The following is an 18,560-nucleotide window of genomic DNA, read 5'->3' as shown; positions in this document are numbered from 1 at the left end:
TTCTCGGGGGGGTGCGCGCGCGGGGGGGGGGGGGGGCGGGGCGGGGGGGGGGGCCGGGCGGGGGCGGGGGGGGCGGGGGGGGGGGGGCGGCGGCCCCCCCCCCCCCGATGGCGTGGTCCCGCAGGTCAGTTGTGGGCGTGCAGGTCGGCGTTGAGGCCGCCCCAGGAGCCGGAGCGGGCGATGACCTCGACGGCGCCGGTCTGCGAGTTGCGGCGGAACAGCAGGTTGTCCTGGCCGGACAGCTCGACGGCCTTGGCCACGGTGCCGTCCGGGGTGGTGACCCGGGTGCCGGCGGTGACGTAGAGGCCGGCCTCGATGACGCAGTCGCTGCCGAGCGAGATGCCGATGCCGGCGTTGGCGCCGAGCAGGCAGCGCTCGCCGACCGAGACGACCTGCTTGCCGCCGCCGGAGAGGGTGCCCATGATCGAGGCGCCGCCGCCGATGTCGCTGTGGTCGCCGACGACGACGCCCGCGCTGATCCGGCCCTCGACCATGGAGGTGCCGAGGGTGCCGGCGTTGAAGTTGACGAAGCCCTCGTGCATCACGGTGGTGCCGACGGCCAGGTGGGCGCCGAGGCGGACGCGGTCGGCGTGGGCGATGCGCACGCCGGACGGGGCGACGTAGTCGGTCATCCGCGGGAACTTGTCGATGCCGTACACGGCGAGCTGGCCGCCCTGGGCGCGGACCGCGAGGCGGGCCTGCTCGACCGTGTCCACCGGGACGGGGCCGATGCTGGTCCACGCGACGTTGGCGAGCAGTCCGAAGACGCCGTCCAGGTTCTGGCCGTGCGGCTTGACCAGGCGGTGGCTGAGCAGGTGCAGGCGCAGGTACACGTCGTGGGTGTCGAGCGGCTTCTCGTCGAGCGAGGCGATGGTGGTGCGCACGGCGACCACCTCGACGCCGCGGCGCGCGTCGGCGCGCAGCGCCTCGGCGGCGCCGGCGCCGAGTTCGGCCTCGGCCTGCTCGGCGGTCAGGCGGACGGTGCCGGCCGGGCCGGGCTCGGCGGCCAGGGCGGGGGCGGGGAACCAGGTGTCGAGGACGGTGCCGTCGGCGGCGATGGTGGCCAGGCCGGCGGCCACGGCCCCGTTCGGGAGGGAGGTCGATTCAGCAGTCACACCGTGCACGTTAACCAATGCGGGGCTCCGCTGCCGAACACGCCCGTCGTGCGGACGCGGCCGCCGGTCGGCAGGCCCCCGCCGTGCGTACACGGCCGCCGGCGGGCCGCGGCGGACGGCCGCCGCACCGGGAAACCCGGTGTTCAGCGGAGGTTTGCTCGGTGATACTCGGGCAGGTGTTCATGTCGATCTCCACCACCGGCAGCGTCGAGGGCCCGGCCACCGATCTCGGCTTCCTGCTGCACAAGCACCCGGGCAAGGTCCAGCGGTTCGCGACGTCGCACGGCGAGGCGCACGTCTTCTACCCCGATGCGGGCGACGACGTCTGCACGGCGGCGCTGCTGCTGGACGTCGATCCGATCGCGCTGGTCCGCAAGGGCCGGGGCAAGGGGCGCGGCGGTTCGCCGGACTTCGCGCTCGCCCAGTACGTCAACGACCGCCCGTACGCGGCGTCCTCGCTGCTCGCGGTGGCGCTTCGGACGGTGTTCCGGTCCGCGATGAAGGGCGACTGCCCGGCCCGGCCGGGGCTGGCGGAGCGCCCGCGCCCGCTGCGGATCACGCTGCCCGCGGTGCCCGCGAACGGCGCGGGCGAGGGCGGTGGCCCGGCGATGGCGCTCCGGCTGTTCGAGCCGCTGGGCTGGCGGGTCGAGGCGGTGGCGCTCCCGCTGGACGAGGCGTTCCCGGAGTGGGGCGAGTCCCGGTACGTGCGGCTCACGCTGGTCTCGGACGCCGTGCGGCTCGCCGACGCGCTCCAGCAGCTGTACGTGCTGCTGCCGGTGCTGGACGGCGCCAAGCACTACTGGGTCGCCCCGGACGAGGTGGACAAGCTGCTCGCCGCCGGCGAGGGCTGGCTGGCCGCCCACCCGGAGCGCGCCCTGATCACCCGCCGCTACCTGTCCCGGAGCCGGGCGCTGACCCGGGTGGCGCTGGAGCGTCTGGAGCTGGCCCGGCTGGCGGAGGCGGACGACCGGGAGCCCGAGGAGGTCGACAACGCGGTCGACGACCGGCCGGAGGAGCAGGCGGAGGCCGCCGGGGCGACATCGGAGCCCAGGCCGCCGTCCCTCGCCGGGCAGCGCCGCGCCGCGATCCTCGCCGTCCTGCGGGAGGTGGGCGCGGCCCGGGTCGCCGATCTCGGCTGCGGCCGGGGCGAGTTGATCGGCGAACTGCTGAAGGACGCCCGGTTCACCGAGGTGCTCGGCGTGGACGTGTCCGCGCGGGCGTTGCAGGCGGCGGCCCGCGGATTGCGCCTGGACCGGATGCCGGAGCGGCAGGCGGCCCGGGTGACGCTGGCGCAGGGTGCGCTGACGTACACGGACACCCGGTTGAAGGGCTTCGACGCGGCGGTGCTGTGCGAGGTGGTCGAGCACCTGGACCTGCCCAGGCTGCCCGCCCTGGAGTACGCGGTGTTCGGCGCGGCCCGGCCGGGGGCGGTGGTCGTCACCACGCCGAACGCCGAGTACAACGTCCGTTGGGAGAGCCTGCCGGCGGGCGCTGTCCGGCACGCCGACCACCGCTTCGAGTGGTCGCGCGCCGAGTTCCGCGCGTGGGCCGAGCGGGTCGCGGCCGCGTTCGGTTACACGGTGGTGCTGCGCCCGGTGGGGCCGGAGGACGGGGAGGTCGGCGCGCCGACCCAGCTGGCCCTGTTCCGCCTCGGCACCGGCCCTGTCGAGCAGACTCCGCCCGAGCAGACCACGACCGGCACCACCCGGACCGCGCAGACCCCGACCGACCAGGCCACGACCGAGCAGGCGCCCGAAGGAGGCGAATCCCGATGACCGACGAAGCGACCCCGACGCCCGAGCAGCACCAGCACCAGGAGCACGACCAGGAGTACGACCAGGAACTGCCCCAGGACCACCCCGCCCCCCGCCGCCTCCCCGTCACCGACGTCTCCCTCGTCGTCCTGATCGGCACCAGCGGCGCCGGCAAGTCGACCTTCGCCCGCCGCCACTTCCTGCCCACCCAGGTCGTCTCCTCCGACTTCTGCCGCGGCCTGGTCGCCGACGACGAGAACGACCAGTCGGCCTCCGCCGAGGCCTTCGACGTCCTGCACTACATCGTCGGCAAGCGCCTCGCGGCCGGCCGGCTGACCGTCGTGGACGCCACCAACGTCCAGCCCGAGGCACGCCACCAGCTGGTGCGGATCGCCCGTGAGCACGACGTGCTGCCGATCGCGATCGTGCTGGACGTCCCGCCGGGCGTGTGCGCCGAGCGCAACCGCTCCCGCGCGGACCGCCAGCTGCCGGCCCACGTCGTCCCGCGTCAGCACCGCGAGCTGCGCCGTTCCCTGCGCGGCCTGGAGCGCGAGGGCTTCCGCAAGGTGCACGTGCTGCGCGGCGAGGCCGAGGTGGCGGCGGCCGAGGTGGAGCTGGAGAAGCGCTACAACGACCTGCGTCACCTGACCGGCCCGTTCGACATCGTCGGCGACATCCATGGCTGCCGCTCCGAGCTGGAGACCCTGCTGACCCGCCTCGGCTACACGCTGACCCGGGACGCCGGGGGCCGGCCGGTGGACGCGGTGCCGCCGGCGGGCCGTACCGCCGTGTTCGTCGGGGACCTGGTCGACCGCGGCCCGGACACGCCGGGCGTGCTGCGCCTGGTGATGGGCATGGTCGCGGCCGGGCACGCGCTGTGCGTGCCGGGCAACCACGAGAACAAGCTGGGCCGGGCACTGGACGGCAAGAAGGTCAACGTCGCCTACGGCCTGCAGGAGTCGCTGGATCAGCTGGCCGGCGAGTCCGAGGAGTTCCGGGCCGAGGCGCGGGAGTTCATGCGCGGCCTGGTGAGCCACTACCTGCTGGACGGCGGCGCGCTGGTGGTCTGCCACGCCGGTCTGCCGGAGCGCTACCACGGCCGCAACTCGGGCCGGGTGCGCTCGCACGCGCTGTACGGGGAGACCACCGGCGAGACCGACGAGTACGGCCTGCCGGTGCGCTACCCGTGGGCGGAGGAGTACCGGGGCAAGGCGCTGGTGGTGTACGGCCACACACCGGTGCCGTCGGCGAGCTTCGTCAACAACACCGTCTGCCTGGACACCGGTTGCGTGTTCGGCGGCACCCTGACGGCGCTGCGCTACCCGGAGCGGGAGCTGGTGAGCGTGCCGGCCGAGCGGGAGTGGTACGCGCCGGTGCGCCCGTTGGCCACGGACGCGCCGGGCGCCCGCGAGGGCCGTCCGCTGGATCTCGCGGACGTGGCGGGCCGCCGGATCGTCGAGACCGGGCTGCACGGGCGGGTCGCCGTCCGGGAGGAGAACGCGGCGGCGGCGCTGGAGGTGATGAGCCGCTTCGCGCTGGACCCGCGGCTGCTGGCGTACCTGCCGCCGACCATGGCGCCGAGCGCGGCCTCCCGCCGGGACGGCTTCCTGGAGCACCCGCAGGAGGCGTTCGCCGCCTACCGCGCGGACGGCGTGCGGCACCTGGTGTGCGAGGAGAAGCACATGGGCTCCCGCGCGGTGGTGCTGGTCGCCCGGGACGACGCGGCGCTGGAGCGGCGCTTCGGCGTGGCCGGTCCGGGCGCGATCTGGACCAGGACGGGCCGGGCGTTCCTCGCCGACGACGGCCTGACCGCGGCCCTGCTGGGCCGGGTACGGGCGGCCGCCGAGCGCTCGGGGCTGTTCGACGAGCTGGGCACCGGCTGGCTGCTGTTGGACGCCGAGCTGATGCCCTGGTCGCTGAAGGCCGTGGAACTGCTGCGCCGCCAGTACGCTGCGGTCGGCACTGCGGCGGGCGCCGCCCTGCCGGAGGCGCTGGCGGCCCTGGAGCGGGCGGCCGGTCGCGGGCTGGACCTGGCGGAGCTGACCGCCAAGCAGCGGCGGCGCGCGGCCGACGCGCAGGCGTTCACCGAGGCGTACCGGCGGTACTGCTGGCCGACCGAGGGGCTGTCGGGCGTGCGGCTGGCGCCGTTCCAGGTGCTGGCCGCCGAGGGGGCGAACCTCGCGGTGCGCCCGCATGACGAGCACCTGGCCTGGATCGACCGCCTGGTCGCGGCCGACGAAGCGCCGGCCGAAGCCGCGCCCGAGACGGTGCCCGAGACGGCGCCCGAAGCGGACGGTGACCGGGCACCGGTCCTGCACCGCACCGGCCGCCTCCTGGTGGACACCGAGGACGAGGCCTCGGTGGCGGCCGCCACGGCCTGGTGGGAGGAGCTGACGGCGGCGGGCGGCGAGGGCATGGTGGTCAAACCGCTGGCCTCGGTGGTGCGCACGAAGCGGGGCGGGGGCCGTCCGGGCGGGTTGGTGCAGCCGGGGGTGAAGGTGCGCGGCCGGGAGTACCTGCGGATCGTCTACGGCCCGGACTACACCGAGTACCTGGACCGGCTGCGCGAGCGGTCGCTGGGCCACAAGCGCTCGCTGGCGCTGCGCGAGTACGCGCTGGGCCTGGAGGCGCTGGACCGGCTGGCGGCCGGCGAGCCGCTGTGGCGGGTGCACGAGCCGGTGTTCGCGGTGCTCGCGCTGGAGTCCGAGCCGGTCGATCCGCGCCTGTAGGCCGGCCGGGCGCAGAGGGTGCCCGCGCCTTTAGACCGACCGGGCGTCGAGGAGACCCACGGCTGTAGGCCGGTCGGGTGTCGATGGGGAGTCCGCGGCGGGGCTCCCCCTCTCCCACCCCCGCTGTGTATAGAAATTCCGAGTGTCGTATAGACTTGCTACTTTCCCGTACGCCCCGTCATCCCAGGAGCCCGGTATGGCCTTCAACCTCCGGAACAGGCACTTCCTCAAGGAGCTCGACTTCACGCCCCAGGAGTTCCGCTTCCTGGTGGACCTCGCCGCCGGACTCAAGGCGGCCAAGTATGCGGGCACCGAGCAGCCCCGGCTGCGCGGGAAGAACATCGCGCTGATCTTCGAGAAGACCTCCACCCGCACCCGCTGCGCCTTCGAGGTCGCCGCCCACGACCAGGGCGCCACCACCACCTACCTGGACCCGTCCGGTTCGCAGATCGGCCACAAGGAGTCCATCCGGGACACCGCCCGGGTGCTCGGCCGGATGTTCGACGGCATCGAGTACCGCGGCCACGGCCAGGAGATCGTCGAGGAGCTGGCGGCGAACGCCGGCGTCCCGGTCTGGAACGGTCTCACCGACGAGTGGCACCCCACCCAGATGCTGGCCGACGTCCTCACCATCACCGAGCACAGCACCAAGCCGCTGACCGGGACCGCCCTCGCGTACCTCGGCGACGCCCGCTCCAACATGGGCAACTCGCTGCTGGTCACCGGCGCCCTGCTCGGCATGGACGTCCGGATCGTCGCCCCGCGCTCCCTCTGGCCGGCCGAGGAGGTCCGGGAGGCGGCCGAGACGCTGGCCGAGGCGACCGGCGCCCGGATCACCCTCACCGAGGACGTGGCCGAGGGCGTGGCCGACGTGGACTTCCTCTACACCGATGTCTGGGTCTCGATGGGCGAGCCCAAGGAGGTCTGGGCCGGGCGGATCGAGTTGCTCAAGCCCTACCAGGTGTCGATGGACACCGTCCGGGCCACCGGCAACCCGGCCGTGAAGTTCCTGCACTGCCTGCCCGCGTTCCATGACCTCGGCACGGTGCTCGGGCGGCAGATGTACGAGGCGACCGGCATGACCGAGCTGGAGTGCACCGACGAGCTGTTCGAGTCGGCGCACTCCGTCGTGTTCGACCAGGCCGAGAACCGCCTGCACACCATCAAGGCGGTCCTGGTCGCCACCCTCGGCTTCTGAGGCGGAAGCTCACTTCTCCAGCTTGACGCAGGCCGCCCGGTCGCCCGCCGCGTGCGGGCCGGTCGGGGTGCCCGCGTGCATCACCAGTGAGCGGGCCTCGCCCGACCGCGGCTGCCAGGGCACCGAGGCCGTCGCGGTGCCCTCGCCGTGCTCGTCGGTGCGCAGCGCCAGCCGCAGTTCGTTGCGCCCGTTGGCGTACGCCGGGTCGGTGGACGGCTGCACCGGGTCCACGGCGTCCTGGTAGTGCGGTCCGGACGAGGCCGGGTCGGCTCCGCAGGAGCCGGTGTGCAGGTGGACCGGGAACTCGTGGTCGGGGGCGAGCCCGGTGACGGTCATGGTGAGCACCGTCCGCCCCGGGGTGGAGCGGTCGGTGACGATCCGGGTGTGCGCGCCGTACGGCACGAGGTCGTCCGCGTAGCTGACGGCGGTCGGCGGGACGAAGGCCGTCGCGGGGTCGAAGGCGGCCTCGACGACGGAGACCGGCGAGGCGGCGGAGCCCGACGAGGCAGCGGCGACCGACGGGGCGGCGGCACCCGACGAGGCGGCGGCGGGGACGAGCAGGGCCAGCGGCAGCAGTGCGGCGGCGAGTGGAGCGGCGGCGAGCGGAGCGGACATCGAGGGGCCTTCCAGGGGCAGGGCGACGGACACCCTGCTCAACGGCGCCGGGCGCCGGCGGACACCCTCGAACGGGCCCGGAGGCGCGCGGGCCGCGCGGGCGCGCCTCTGCTCGTCCCGTCGCCGACCAACGGTTCCGGTGGTGAGCTGGTGTGAGCCGGTGGTGGGCCGATGCCGAGTCGACACTGGGCCGGTGCCGAGCCGGCAGTGCTGCCGTTGCCGCCCGCCGCCGCCCGAAAGGCTGCTGACCTGCGCTTTTGTCGACCCAGGCATGCCTGCGGTGGTGAAGGTGACGGCATGCACTATGGTTTATCTCGACATCGAGATAACTGCCCCATAGGATATATCTCGACATCAAGATACTTGCCGAGCGGAGCTCGCCGGCGATGCGGGCAAGGTAAGCCTAAGTAAGGCTGACCTTACCACCGTGGCGGCCGGATACCGCACGAAGCACCCAGAAGGAGTCAGTCGTGTCCGCGAACAGCTTCGACGCCCGCAGCTCGCTGCAGGTGGGCGACGAGTCGTACGAGATCTTCAAGCTCTCCGCCGTCGAGGGTTCCGAGCGGCTGCCGTACAGCCTCAAGGTGCTGCTGGAGAACCTGCTCCGCACGGAGGACGGCGCGAACATCACCGCCGACCACATCCGCGCGCTCGGCAACTGGGACGCCAGCGCCCAGCCGAGCCAGGAGATCCAGTTCACCCCGGCCCGCGTGATCATGCAGGACTTCACCGGTGTGCCGTGCGTGGTCGACCTCGCCACCATGCGTGAGGCCGTCAAGGAGCTGGGCGGCGACCCGGCCAAGATCAACCCGCTGGCCCCGGCCGAGCTGGTCATCGACCACTCCGTCATCGCCGACAAGTTCGGCACCCCGGACGCCTTCGTCCAGAACGTCGAGATCGAGTACGGCCGCAACAAGGAGCGCTACCAGTTCCTGCGCTGGGGCCAGACCGCCTTCGACGAGTTCAAGGTCGTCCCGCCCGGCACCGGCATCGTCCACCAGGTGAACATCGAGCACCTGGCCCGCACCATCATGGTCCGCGGCGGCCAGGCCTACCCGGACACCTGCGTCGGCACCGACTCGCACACCACCATGGTCAACGGCCTGGGCGTGCTGGGCTGGGGCGTCGGCGGCATCGAGGCCGAGGCCGCGATGCTGGGCCAGCCGGTCTCCATGCTGATCCCGCGCGTGGTCGGCTTCAAGCTCAACGGCCAGCTGCCGGCCGGCACCACCGCCACCGACCTGGTGCTCACCATCACCGAGATGCTGCGCAAGCACGGTGTGGTCGGCAAGTTCGTCGAGTTCTACGGCGAGGGCGTCTCCGCGATCCCGCTGGCCAACCGCGCCACCATCGGCAACATGTCGCCGGAGTTCGGTTCGACCTGCGCGATCTTCCCGATCGACGCCGAGACCATCAACTACCTCAAGCTCACCGGCCGCGACGAGCAGCAGCTCGCCCTGGTCGAGGCGTACGCCAAGGAGCAGGGCCTCTGGCACGACCCGTCGGTCGAGCCGGTCTTCTCCGAGTACCTGGAGCTGGACGTCTCCACCGTCGTCCCGTCGATCTCCGGCCCGAAGCGCCCGCAGGACCGCGTCGTCCTGGCCGAGGCCGCCACCCGGTTCGCCGAGGCGCTGCCGACCTACTCCGCCGAGGCCTCGAAGCCGACCGCCGTCACCGCCCCCGACGGGTCGACGTACGAGATCGACAACGGCGCGGTCGTGATCGCCTCGATCACCTCCTGCACCAACACCTCCAACCCCTCCGTCATGCTGGGCGCCGCCCTGCTGGCGAAGAAGGCCGTGGAGAAGGGCCTCACGGTCAAGCCGTGGGTCAAGACCACCCTGGCCCCCGGGTCCAAGGTCGTCATGGACTACTACGAGAAGGCCGGCCTGCTCCCGTACATGGAGAAGCTGGGCTTCAACCTGGTCGGCTACGGCTGCGTCACCTGCATCGGCAACTCGGGCCCGCTGCCCGAGGAGGTCTCGGCCGCCGTCAACGAGGCCGACCTGGCGGTCGTCTCGGTGCTCTCCGGCAACCGCAACTTCGAGGGCCGGATCAACCCGGACGTGAAGATGAACTACCTGGCCTCGCCGCCGCTGGTGGTCGCCTACGCCCTGGCCGGCAACATGAACATCGACATCACCCGCGACGCCCTGGGCCAGGACGCCGACGGCAACGACGTCTTCCTCGCCGACATCTGGCCGTCGGAGCGGGAGGTGGCGGACACCGTCGCCGGCTCCATCGACGAGGCGATGTTCGACAAGGGCTACCAGGACGTCTTCGCCGGTGACCACCGCTGGCAGTCGCTCCCGGTCCCGACCGGCAACACCTTCGAGTGGGACGCCGAGTCCACCTACGTCCGCAAGCCCCCGTACTTCGAGGGCATGGCCAAGACCCCGAGCCCGGTGACCGACATCGCCGGCGCCCGTGTCCTGGCCAAGCTGGGCGACTCGGTCACCACCGACCACATCTCCCCGGCCGGCAACATCAAGCCGGGCACCCCGGCGGCGCAGTACCTGACCGCCAACGGTGTCGAGAAGCGCGACTTCAACTCCTACGGCTCGCGCCGCGGCAACCACGAGGTGATGATCCGCGGCACCTTCGCCAACATCCGTCTGCGCAACCAGATCGCGCCGGGCACCGAGGGCGGCTACACCCGCGACTTCACCCAGGCCGACGGCCCGGTGTCGTTCATCTACGACGCCTCGCAGAACTACCAGGCCGCCGGCACCCCGCTGGTCGTCCTGGCCGGCAAGGAGTACGGCTCCGGCTCGTCCCGCGACTGGGCCGCCAAGGGCACCGCGCTGCTGGGCGTCAAGGCCGTCATCGCCGAGTCGTACGAGCGCATCCACCGCTCGAACCTGATCGGCATGGGCGTCCTGCCGCTGCAGTTCCCGGAGGGCCAGACCGCCGAGTCCCTCGGCCTGACCGGCGAGGAGACCTTCTCCTTCACCGGCGTGACCGAGCTCAACGAGGGCCGCACCCCGAAGACCGTCAAGGTCAAGGCCGGTGACAAGGAGTTCGACGCGGTCGTCCGCATCGACACCCCCGGTGAGGCGGACTACTACCGCAACGGCGGCATCCTGCAGTACGTGCTGCGCTCGCTCATCGGCTGAACCGAGTTCTAGTTCCGGGGGCTGAGCGCCCCGGTGGCTGAGAGGCCGGACCGCATCGCGCGGTCCGGCCTCTTTTGCATGCTGCCTCTCCTGAGCCCTGCCCCTTGTGCGGTGTGCCGCGATGGACTAAACCTCTATCCCATCTGGTCCAGACCATTTGACGATCATTCAGAGAACAGGTCCGGTATGCCCACTCGCGCCTCAGTCCTGCTCGCCGCCGCCACCGTCGCCGCGCTGCTCGCCGCCCCCGCCACCGCCAACGCCGCCGACGGCGGGCACGGCCCGAAGCTGAAGGGCCAGCGGGTCGGCTACTTCACCCAGTGGGGCGCCGACAGCTCCGCCAAGCGCGTCCAGGACTCCGGCCAGGCCGGGAAGCTCACCGTCGTCAACTACGCCTTCGGCAACGTCTCCGCCGACGGCACCTGCTTCGAGACCAACGACGCAGGCCAGGGCGACGCCCGCAACGACTACCAGCGCGCCTTCTCCGCCGCCGACTCGGTCGACGGCGTGGCCGACGCCCCGGGCCAGAAGCTGAAGGGCCACTTCAACCAGCTGCGCAAGCTCAAGGCGAAGAACCCGCAGCTGCGCACGGTCATCTCGCTCGGCGGCTGGAGCTGGTCCAAGTACTTCTCCGACGCGGCCGCCACCGACGCCGCGCGCAAGAAGTTCGTCTCCTCCTGCATCGACCTCTACCTCAAGGGCGACGTGCCGGTCCTGCCCGGCTCCCCGGAGGGCGGCGCCGGCGCGGCCGCGGGCGTCTTCGACGGCATCGACATCGACTGGGAGTACCCGGGCGGCGGCGGGGACGCGGGCAACGTGGTCCGCCCCGAGGACGGGCGCAACTTCACCCTGCTGATGCAGGAGTTCCGCCGCCAGCTCGACGACTTCGGCAAGAAGGGCGGCAAGAAGGGCGACAAGGGCCGGCACTACCTGCTGACCGCCGCCGTCGCCGCCAACGAGACCGTCGCCGACCGGCTCGAACTGCCCGAGCTGAGCGAGTCGGTGGACTGGCTCAACCTGATGACCTACGACCTGCACGGCCCCTGGGAGGGCAAGGGCCCGGCCAACCACCAGGCCAACCTCTACTCCGACCCGGCCGACCCCGACGCCCGCCGGCGCAGCGCCGACACGGCCGTCGACCACTACCAGGAGCGCGGCCTGCCCGCCGAGCAGATCGTGCTCGGCGCCCCGCTGTACGGCCACGGCTGGACGGGCGTCGCGCCCGGCAAGCGCGGCGGCCTCTACCAGAGCGCCACCGCCGCCGCCCCCGACCTCTCCTACCGGGAGGTCAACGCGCTGCCCGGCAAGGTGTACGTGGACCGCGACCACGGCGCGTCCTGGAAGTACGACGGCACCACCTTCTACAGCTACGACACCGCCGAGGTGCTCACCCAGAAGGCGCGGTACGTGCGCTGGAACGACCTGGGCGGCGTGATGGTCTGGTCGCTGGACGGCGACGACGCCCAGGGCAGCGCGATCGCCGCCCTGGACCGCGGCCTGCGCCGCGACTGACGCCCCGACGCGAAGGGGCGCCCCGACGCGAAGGGGCCCGCCGTGTCCGCACGGCGGGCCCCTTCACGCCTGTGTCAGGCCCGGTCGCAGGCCTGCGCCCGCAGCGCGCGGGCCAGGTCGTCGCGGCACTCCAGGACCAGGCGGCGCAGCGCCGGCGCGGCCTGCGGGTGGCCGTCCAGCCAGGCGTCGGCCTCGGCCAGGGTCTGCTCGCTGGTCTGCGCGCGCGGGAAGAACCCGCTGACGATCCGCATCGCGATCTCGATGGTCCGCTCGGCCCAGACCCGCTCCAGCAGCTTGAAGTAGGGCGCCGCGTAGAGCGCGGTCAGGTCGCGGTGGGCGGGCAGCGCGAAGCCCGCGATCTGGGCCTCGACCAAGGCGTTCGGCAGTTCGTCGGAGTCGACCACGGCCGACCAGGCGGCGGCCTTGGCCTCTGCGGTGGGCCGGGCGGCCAGGCACTGGGTGTACTGGCGCTTGCCGCTGGCGGTGTTGTCGGCGGCCAGCTCCCCGGCCAGTTCCTCGTCGCCGGCCTGGCCGGCGGCGGCCAGCGCCAGCCACAGCGACCAGCGCAGCTCCTGGTCGACGTCCAGGCCGTCGATCCGGGCGCTGCCGGCCAGCAGGCCGCGGACCAGGCCGAGGTGCTCGGCGCCGCCCGCGGTCTGGGCGAGGAAGCGGGCCCAGGCCAGCTGGTGGTCGCTGCCGGGGACGGCCTCGCGCAGTTCGCGCAGGGCGCCGTCGGCCAGCTGCCGGCCGCCCTCGCCGCGCCAGGCCGGGTCGGCGTACAGGTCGACGGCGGTCTTGGCCTGGGCGTGCAGCGACTGCAGCACGCCGATGTTGCCCTCCTGGCCGGCGAAGCGCAGCACCAGGGCGACGTAGTCGCGGGCCGGCATCAGGCCGTCCCGGGTGAGGTTCCAGACGGCGGACCAGGCGAGTGCCCGGGCCAGCTCGTCGTGGATGTCGCCGAGGCCGGTGCGCAGGGTCTCCAGGGACTCGGAGTCGAAGCGGATCTTGCAGTAGGTGAGGTCGTCGTCGTTGAGCAGCACCAGCGCGGGGCGGGGGCGGCCGGCGGCCTCGGCGACGACGGTGCGGTTGCCGGTGACGTCGAGCTCGATCCGCTCGGTGCGCACCAGGGAGCCGTCGGCGTCCCGGTCGTAGAGGCCGATCGCGATCCGGTGCGGGCGCAGCACCGTCCCGTCCTGGAGGACGGCGAGTTCGGTGATCCGGCCCTCGGCGTCGGTGGTCACCTGCGGGGTGAGCGAGTCGACCCCGGCGGTCTGCAGCCAGGCGGCGGCCCAGGCCTTGAGGTCGCGGCCGCTGGTCTCCTCCAGGACGCCCAGCAGGTCGCCGAGTTCGGTGTTGCCGAAGGCGTGGCGCTTGAAGTAGCGGCGGGCGCCCTCGAAGAAGGCCTCGGAGCCGACGTAGGCGACCAGCTGCTTGAGGACGGCGGCGCCCTTGGCGTAGGTGATGCCGTCGAAGTTGAGCTTGGCGTCCTCGAGGTCGCGGATGTCGGCGGTGATCGGGTGGGTGGTGGGGAGCTGGTCCTGCCGGTAGGCCCAGGCCTTGCGCTGGTTGGCGAAGGTGACCCAGGCGGAGGAGTACCGGGTGCGGGCGCCGATCAGGCCGTAGGAGCCCATGAAGTCGGCGAAGGACTCCTTCAGCCACAGGTCGTCCCACCAGCGCATGGTGACCAGGTCGCCGAACCACATGTGCGCCATCTCGTGCAGGATGACGTTGGCGCGGCCCTCGTAGGCGGCGTCGGTGACCTTCGAGCGGAAGACGAACTCCTCGCGGAAGGTGACGCAGCCGGGGTTCTCCATGGCGCCGATGTTGTACTCGGGGACGAACGCCTGGTCGTACTTGCCGAAGGGGTACGGGTAGTCGAACTCCTCGTGGAAGAAGTCGAGTCCGAGCTTGGTGACGCCGAGGATCTCGTCCGCGTCGAAGTACTGGGCGAGGGACTTGCGGCACATCGCGGAGAGCGGGATCTCCAGGGTGGTGCCGTCGGCGAGTTCGCGGCTGTAGTGGTCGCGGGCGACGTGGTAGGGGCCGGCCACGACGGCGGTGAGGTAGCTGGAGATCGGCTGGGTCGGCGCGAACTCCCAGGTGCGGGCGGCGCCTTCCTCGGTGACCTTGTCGTGGACGGCGTTGGACCAGACGTCCCAGGCGGCGGGGGCGGTCACGGTGAAGCCGAACGGGGCCTTCAGGTCGGGCTGTTCGAAGGTCGCGAAGACCCGGCGGGCGTCGGCCGGCTCGTAGTGGGTGTAGAGGTACGTCTCGCCGTCCACCGGGTCGGTGAAGCGGTGCAGGCCCTCGCCGGTGCGGCTGTAGGCGCAGTCCGCCTCGACGGTGAGGACGTTCTCGGCGGCGAGGCCGTCGACGTGCACCCGGGCGCCGTCGTAGGCGGTGGCCGGGTCGATCGCGCGGCCGTTGAGGGTGACGGCGTGGACGGCGGGGGCGAGCAGGTCGAGGAAGGTGGCGGCGCCGGGCCGGGAGCAGCGGAACGTGACGGTGGTGGTGGAGCGGAAGGTGGCGGCCGCCGGATCGGGGGCGGAGGTCACGTCCAGCCGGACCTGGTAGCCCTCCACGGCCAGGATGCTGGCCCGCTGCTGCGCTTCGTCGCGGCTCAGGTTCTTGCCCGGCACGGCGGTACTCCTTTGTCCGGCTCGCACGGTGGTGCGTCTGTGGGTGGTGCGGTCTCGGCGCGCGGTGTGCCGCGCTCCGCAGGGGCATCCTTTCACGCCCTCCCTCGCCGGTACCATTGCACAGGCCGTCCCGGCGGGGCCGGAATCAGCGGCGGCGGGCGGGTGTTGACGGGTCGGGGTGGCACGCCTGCCTGCCTCGTCATCACCTCACGAAGGACGACAGCCGTGACGACTGCCGCTGAGCGCAAGACCGCCGACTTCTGGTTCGACCCGGCCTGCCCGTGGGCGTGGATGACGTCCCGCTGGCTGATCGAGGTGCAGCAGTTGCGTCCGGTGGACGTGAACTGGCACGTGATGAGCCTGTCGGTGCTGAACGAGGACCGCGACCTCCCGGAGAACTACCGCGAGCTGCTGGACAACGCCTGGGGCGCGGTGCGGGTGTGCATAGCGGCCGCCCGGCAGCACGGCGACGAGGTGCTGGGCCGGCTCTACACCGAGCTGGGCCTGCGCTTCCACAACCAGGGCCTGCCGCAGAACCGGGAGACGGTCGAGGCGGCGCTGGTGGCCGCCGGGCTGCCCGCGGAGCTGGCGGACGCGGCCGACACGGACGCGTACGACGAGGCCCTGCGCGCCTCGCACAAGGAGGGCATCACCCTGGTCGGCGAGGACGTCGGCACCCCGGTGATCGCGGTGGAGGGCGTGGACGGCGAGCGGGTCGCCTTCTTCGGCCCGGTGGTCACCCCGGCCCCGAAGGGCGAGGCCGCGGCCCGGCTCTGGGACGGCACCCTGCTGGTGGCCTCCACCCCGGGCTTCTACGAGATCAAGCGGACCCGTACGGCGGGCCCGTCCTTCGAGTAGCGCGGGGCGCGCGAAGGGCCCGGTACCGCGGCTGGCGGTACCGGGCCCTCGTGCGTGCCGGGGTCAGCGGGCGGCGGCCGCGTCCCGCCGCTGCTTGACCAGGCCGGCGGCGCTCAGCAGCGCGACCAGCACCCCGGCCGCGTACAGCTGCTGCCGGTTGCCCTCGGTGGTGGTCATCAGGGCGAGGATGCCGGCCACGGCGGCCATCGCGATCCAGGTCAGGTAGGGGTAGCCCCACATCTTCACGGTGAGCAGTTCGGGCGCCTCGCGCTCCAGCCGGCGGCGCATCCGCAGCTGGACGAGGCAGATGAACAGCCAGACGACCAGGATGGCCACGCCGGTGGTGTTCATCAGCCAGGTGAAGACGGTCTCCGGCCAGAACTTGGCGGCCAGCACGGCGCCGAAGCCGAACAGGCAGGAGGCCAGCACGGCCCGGCGCGGCACCCCGCCGGAGACCTTGGCCAGCGCCCGGGGGCCCTGGCCGCGGCCGACCAGCGAGTACGCCATCCGGGAGGCGCCGTAGATGTTGGCGTTCATCGCGGAGAGCAGCGCGATCAGCACCACCACCTCCATGATCGTCCCGGCGCCGGTCACCCCGAGGTGCCGCAGCACGGTGACGTACGGGCCGTCGGTGACCACCGCCGGGTCCTTCCAGGAGACCAGGGTGACGACCAGGGCCATCGAGCCGATGTAGAAGATCGCGATCCGCCACACCGCCGTGCGCACCGCGTTGGCGACGTTCTTGCGGGGGTCGTCGGACTCGGCGGCGGCGATGGTGACGGTCTCCAGCCCGCCGTAGGCGAAGACGGAGGCGAGCAGGCCGACGATCAGCCCGCTGACCCCGGTGGGCAGGAAGCCGCCCTGGCCGGTCAGGTTGGTCGCGCCGGGGGCGCCGGGGCCGATCACCCCGGCGATGCCGAGGCCGCCGAGGACCAGGAAGGCGATGATCGCGGCGACCTTGATGGCGGCGAACCAGAACTCGAACTCGCCGAAGTTCTTCACCGCGGTCAGGTTGCTGGCGCAGAAGAAGACCATGAACAGGCCGACCCAGACCCAGGAGGAGACGCCCGGCACCCAGCCGTTGACGATCTTCCCGGCGGCGGTGGCCTCGGCGGCGACGCCGCAGCACAGCATCACCCAGTACATCCAGCCGGCCGTGATCCCGGCCCAGGGGCCGATCTCCTTCTCGGCGTGCACCGAGAACGATCCGGAGGCGGGGCGGGCGGCCGACATCTCGCCGAGCATCCGCATGATCAGCATGACCAGCAGGCCGGAGAGGGTGAACGCCAGGATGATCGCCGGACCGGCGGCCGCGATGCCGGCGCCGGAGCCGACGAACAGGCCCGCGCCGATCACCCCGCCCAGCGCGATCATCGACAGGTGGCGCTGCTTGAGGCCGTGCGCGAGCTGCTGGCCGGTGGCCGGGGCACCGTCGGCGTCGGTGGTCCCGGACGCCTTGGGCGCGGAGGTGGGGGCCATAGGGCTGGATCCAGACTTTGCGGAATGCGGCATGAGCTGTCCAATATCCGGCGACACCTCTGTTCATGCCAAGAGCGGGGACCTCGGGCCCACCATGCGGACCACGCGGTGACGAAGCGGGGTCGACCAGTGACACAGCGTCGGTATGGGCCGAAATGAGCCGGTTCCGACAACGGCCGAGGGCGGGGCTTTGTCCGAAACCGTGGCGGTGGCGTAGTGGATCACCACGTAGGTTCACAGGTGTTCACTCACCTGAGCACCCCACAGGAGACCCCCGATGGCCACTGCCACCACCCCGATACCGCGCCGCGCCGTCCTCGCCGACCTGCTGCCCGCCGCCACCACCCGCCTCGGCGCCCAGGCCCGCGACCTGGCCCTGGTGGCCGGCGGCGCCGCCCTGACCGGCGTGGCCGCCCAGCTGTCGGTGAACGTCCCCGGCTCGCCGGTGCCGGTCACCGGCCAGACCTTCGCCGCCCTGCTGGTCGGCACCGCGCTCGGCGCCCGCCGCGGCATCGCCTCGCTCGCCCTCTACCTGCTGGCCGGCCTGGCGGGGATGCCCTGGTTCGCCGAGGGCACCTCCGGCTGGACGATGCCCTCGCTCGGCTACGTGCTCGGCTTCGTCCTGGCGGCCGGCCTGACCGGCGAGCTGGCCCGCCGCGGCGCCGACCGGAGCCCGGTGAACACCGCCGTCACCATGGTCCTCGGCAGCCTCGCCATCTACGCGGTCGGCGTCCCGTACCTGGCCCTGTCGCTGCACGTCCCGCTCGCCCGGGCGGCCGAGCTCGGCCTCTACCCGTACCTGGTCGGCGACGCCCTGAAGGCCGTCCTCGCCGCCGGGGCCCTGCCGCTGGTCTGGAAGCTCGCCGCGAAGCGGTGAGCCCCCTGCCGGGCCCGGGCGCACGCGCATGCCACACTCATGGCATGCGCGTGTACCTGGGCTCAGACCATGCCGGATACGAACTGAAGAACCACCTCGTGGAGTGGCTCAAGGAGGCCGGCCACGAGCCGGTCGACTGCGGGCCGCACATCTACGACGCCGAGGACGACTATCCGCCGTTCTGCCTGCGCGCCGCCGAGCGCACCGCCGCCGACCCGGAGGCGCTGGGCGTCGTCATCGGCGGCTCGGGCAACGGTGAGGCGATCGCCGCCAACAAGGTCAAGGGCGTGCGGGCGGCGCTGGCCTGGAGCGAGCAGACCGCCGGGCTCGGCCGCGAGCACAACAACGCCAACGTGGTCTCCGTCGGCGGCCGCATGCACACGCTGGAGGAGGCCACCAAGTTCGTCGAGGTCTTCCTCAACACCCCCTACAGCGGCGAGCCGCGGCACACCCGCCGGATCGAGATGCTGAGCGAGTACGAGACCACCGGCGAGCTCCCGCCGATCCCGGCCCACCACCCGCAGGGCTGATCCCTCCCCCCGTCCACCCCCCGTGGGGCGGGCCCCCCCCCCCCCCCGCGGGCCCCCCCCCCCCCCCGGCCCCCCCCCCCGGGCGCGGGGGCCCCGGGGCCCGGGCGCCGCGGGCCGGGGGCCGGGGGGGGGGGGGCC

At 72.8% G+C, this 18,560-nt stretch carries 12 protein-coding genes; 8 read left to right on the top strand and 4 right to left on the bottom strand.

Annotated elements, in window-relative coordinates; genetic code table 11:
- Positions 1-125: 125 nt before the first annotated feature.
- Complete coding sequence (dapD, locus tag ACFV61_RS08735) at positions 126-1,115, bottom strand: 2,3,4,5-tetrahydropyridine-2,6-dicarboxylate N-succinyltransferase (protein WP_063347584.1); 990 nt, start codon at positions 1,113-1,115, stop codon at positions 126-128.
- A 176-nt stretch (positions 1,116-1,291) separates the two neighbouring features.
- Here dapD and ACFV61_RS08730 point away from each other — a divergent pair, with 176 nt between their 5' ends.
- The 3 genes from ACFV61_RS08730 to argF all read left to right on the top strand — a co-directional run bounded on the left by ACFV61_RS08730 (position 1,292) and on the right by argF (position 6,796).
- A complete protein-coding gene (locus tag ACFV61_RS08730) occupies positions 1,292-2,890 on the top strand; it encodes a 3' terminal RNA ribose 2'-O-methyltransferase Hen1 (protein WP_380490769.1) in 1,599 nt (532 codons plus the stop codon).
- Entirely contained in the window at positions 2,887-5,598 is a 2,712-nt protein-coding gene (locus ACFV61_RS08725; protein WP_380490767.1) for a polynucleotide kinase-phosphatase, read from the top strand. The genes ACFV61_RS08730 and ACFV61_RS08725 overlap by 4 nt, the downstream gene beginning before the upstream one ends.
- 196 nt (positions 5,599-5,794) lie before the next feature.
- Complete coding sequence (argF, locus tag ACFV61_RS08720) at positions 5,795-6,796, top strand: ornithine carbamoyltransferase (protein ID WP_380490765.1); 1,002 nt, start codon at positions 5,795-5,797, stop codon at positions 6,794-6,796.
- A 9-nt stretch (positions 6,797-6,805) separates the two neighbouring features.
- Here the strand turns inward: argF and ACFV61_RS08715 are convergent, their stop codons facing one another.
- On the bottom strand, positions 6,806-7,411 hold the full coding sequence (locus ACFV61_RS08715; protein ID WP_380490763.1) for a superoxide dismutase family protein: 606 nt from the start codon (positions 7,409-7,411) through the stop codon (positions 6,806-6,808).
- 470 nt (positions 7,412-7,881) lie between these two features.
- On the opposite strand from ACFV61_RS08715, the gene acnA reads away from it, so the two are divergent.
- Together acnA and ACFV61_RS08705 are read left to right on the top strand one after the other, a co-directional pair.
- Complete coding sequence (gene acnA / locus ACFV61_RS08710) at positions 7,882-10,527, top strand: aconitate hydratase AcnA (protein WP_063347581.1); 2,646 nt, start codon at positions 7,882-7,884, stop codon at positions 10,525-10,527.
- A 186-nt stretch (positions 10,528-10,713) separates the two neighbouring features.
- Positions 10,714-12,039 carry a glycoside hydrolase family 18 protein gene (locus ACFV61_RS08705; protein ID WP_380490761.1) on the top strand — a complete coding sequence of 442 codons (1,326 nt, stop codon included), beginning with the start codon at positions 10,714-10,716 and terminating at the stop codon, positions 12,037-12,039.
- A gap of 74 nt (positions 12,040-12,113) precedes the next feature.
- Here ACFV61_RS08705 and pepN read toward each other — a convergent pair whose 3' ends face one another.
- The gene (gene pepN / locus ACFV61_RS08700; RefSeq protein ID WP_380490759.1) at positions 12,114-14,678 is read right to left on the bottom strand and encodes an aminopeptidase N; all 2,565 of its coding nucleotides are present in this window, start codon (positions 14,676-14,678) and stop codon (positions 12,114-12,116) included.
- Between the two features lie 225 nt (positions 14,679-14,903).
- Here pepN and ACFV61_RS08695 point away from each other — a divergent pair, with 225 nt between their 5' ends.
- The gene (locus ACFV61_RS08695; protein WP_380336936.1) at positions 14,904-15,536 is read left to right on the top strand and encodes a DsbA family protein; all 633 of its coding nucleotides are present in this window, start codon (positions 14,904-14,906) and stop codon (positions 15,534-15,536) included.
- Between the two features lie 63 nt (positions 15,537-15,599).
- Here the strand turns inward: ACFV61_RS08695 and ACFV61_RS08690 are convergent, their stop codons facing one another.
- Positions 15,600-17,015 carry an amino acid permease gene (locus ACFV61_RS08690; protein WP_380336934.1) on the bottom strand — a complete coding sequence of 472 codons (1,416 nt, stop codon included), beginning with the start codon at positions 17,013-17,015 and terminating at the stop codon, positions 15,600-15,602.
- A 277-nt stretch (positions 17,016-17,292) separates the two neighbouring features.
- Between ACFV61_RS08690 and ACFV61_RS08685 the strand changes: the two genes are divergently transcribed.
- Positions 17,293-17,892 (top strand): biotin transporter BioY, encoded by a 600-nt coding sequence (locus ACFV61_RS08685; RefSeq protein WP_063347576.1) that lies wholly within the window; start codon positions 17,293-17,295, stop codon positions 17,890-17,892.
- A 44-nt stretch (positions 17,893-17,936) separates the two neighbouring features.
- Complete coding sequence (locus ACFV61_RS08680; protein WP_063347575.1) at positions 17,937-18,422, top strand: ribose-5-phosphate isomerase; 486 nt, start codon at positions 17,937-17,939, stop codon at positions 18,420-18,422.
- Positions 18,423-18,560 lie beyond the last annotated feature (138 nt).

The sequence above is a fragment of the Kitasatospora sp. NPDC059817 genome (genome assembly GCF_042731835.1).
Taxonomy (GTDB): domain Bacteria; phylum Actinomycetota; class Actinomycetes; order Streptomycetales; family Streptomycetaceae; genus Kitasatospora.
This window is presented reverse-complemented; position numbering and strand designations above follow the sequence as displayed.

Excerpts from the sequence above, each read along its gene's own strand:
- ACFV61_RS08725 (WP_380490767.1), top strand. The coding sequence starts at position 2,887 with ATGACCGACGAAGCGACCCCGACGCCCGAGCAGCACCAGCACCAGGAG.
- argF (WP_380490765.1), top strand. The coding sequence starts at position 5,795 with ATGGCCTTCAACCTCCGGAACAGGCACTTCCTCAAGGAGCTCGACTTC.
- ACFV61_RS08715 (WP_380490763.1), bottom strand. The coding sequence starts at position 7,411 with ATGTCCGCTCCGCTCGCCGCCGCTCCACTCGCCGCCGCACTGCTGCCG.
- ACFV61_RS08705 (WP_380490761.1), top strand. The coding sequence starts at position 10,714 with ATGCCCACTCGCGCCTCAGTCCTGCTCGCCGCCGCCACCGTCGCCGCG.
- ACFV61_RS08690 (WP_380336934.1), bottom strand. The coding sequence starts at position 17,015 with ATGGCCCCCACCTCCGCGCCCAAGGCGTCCGGGACCACCGACGCCGAC.
- ACFV61_RS08685 (WP_063347576.1), top strand. The coding sequence starts at position 17,293 with ATGGCCACTGCCACCACCCCGATACCGCGCCGCGCCGTCCTCGCCGAC.
- ACFV61_RS08680 (WP_063347575.1), top strand. The coding sequence starts at position 17,937 with ATGCGCGTGTACCTGGGCTCAGACCATGCCGGATACGAACTGAAGAAC.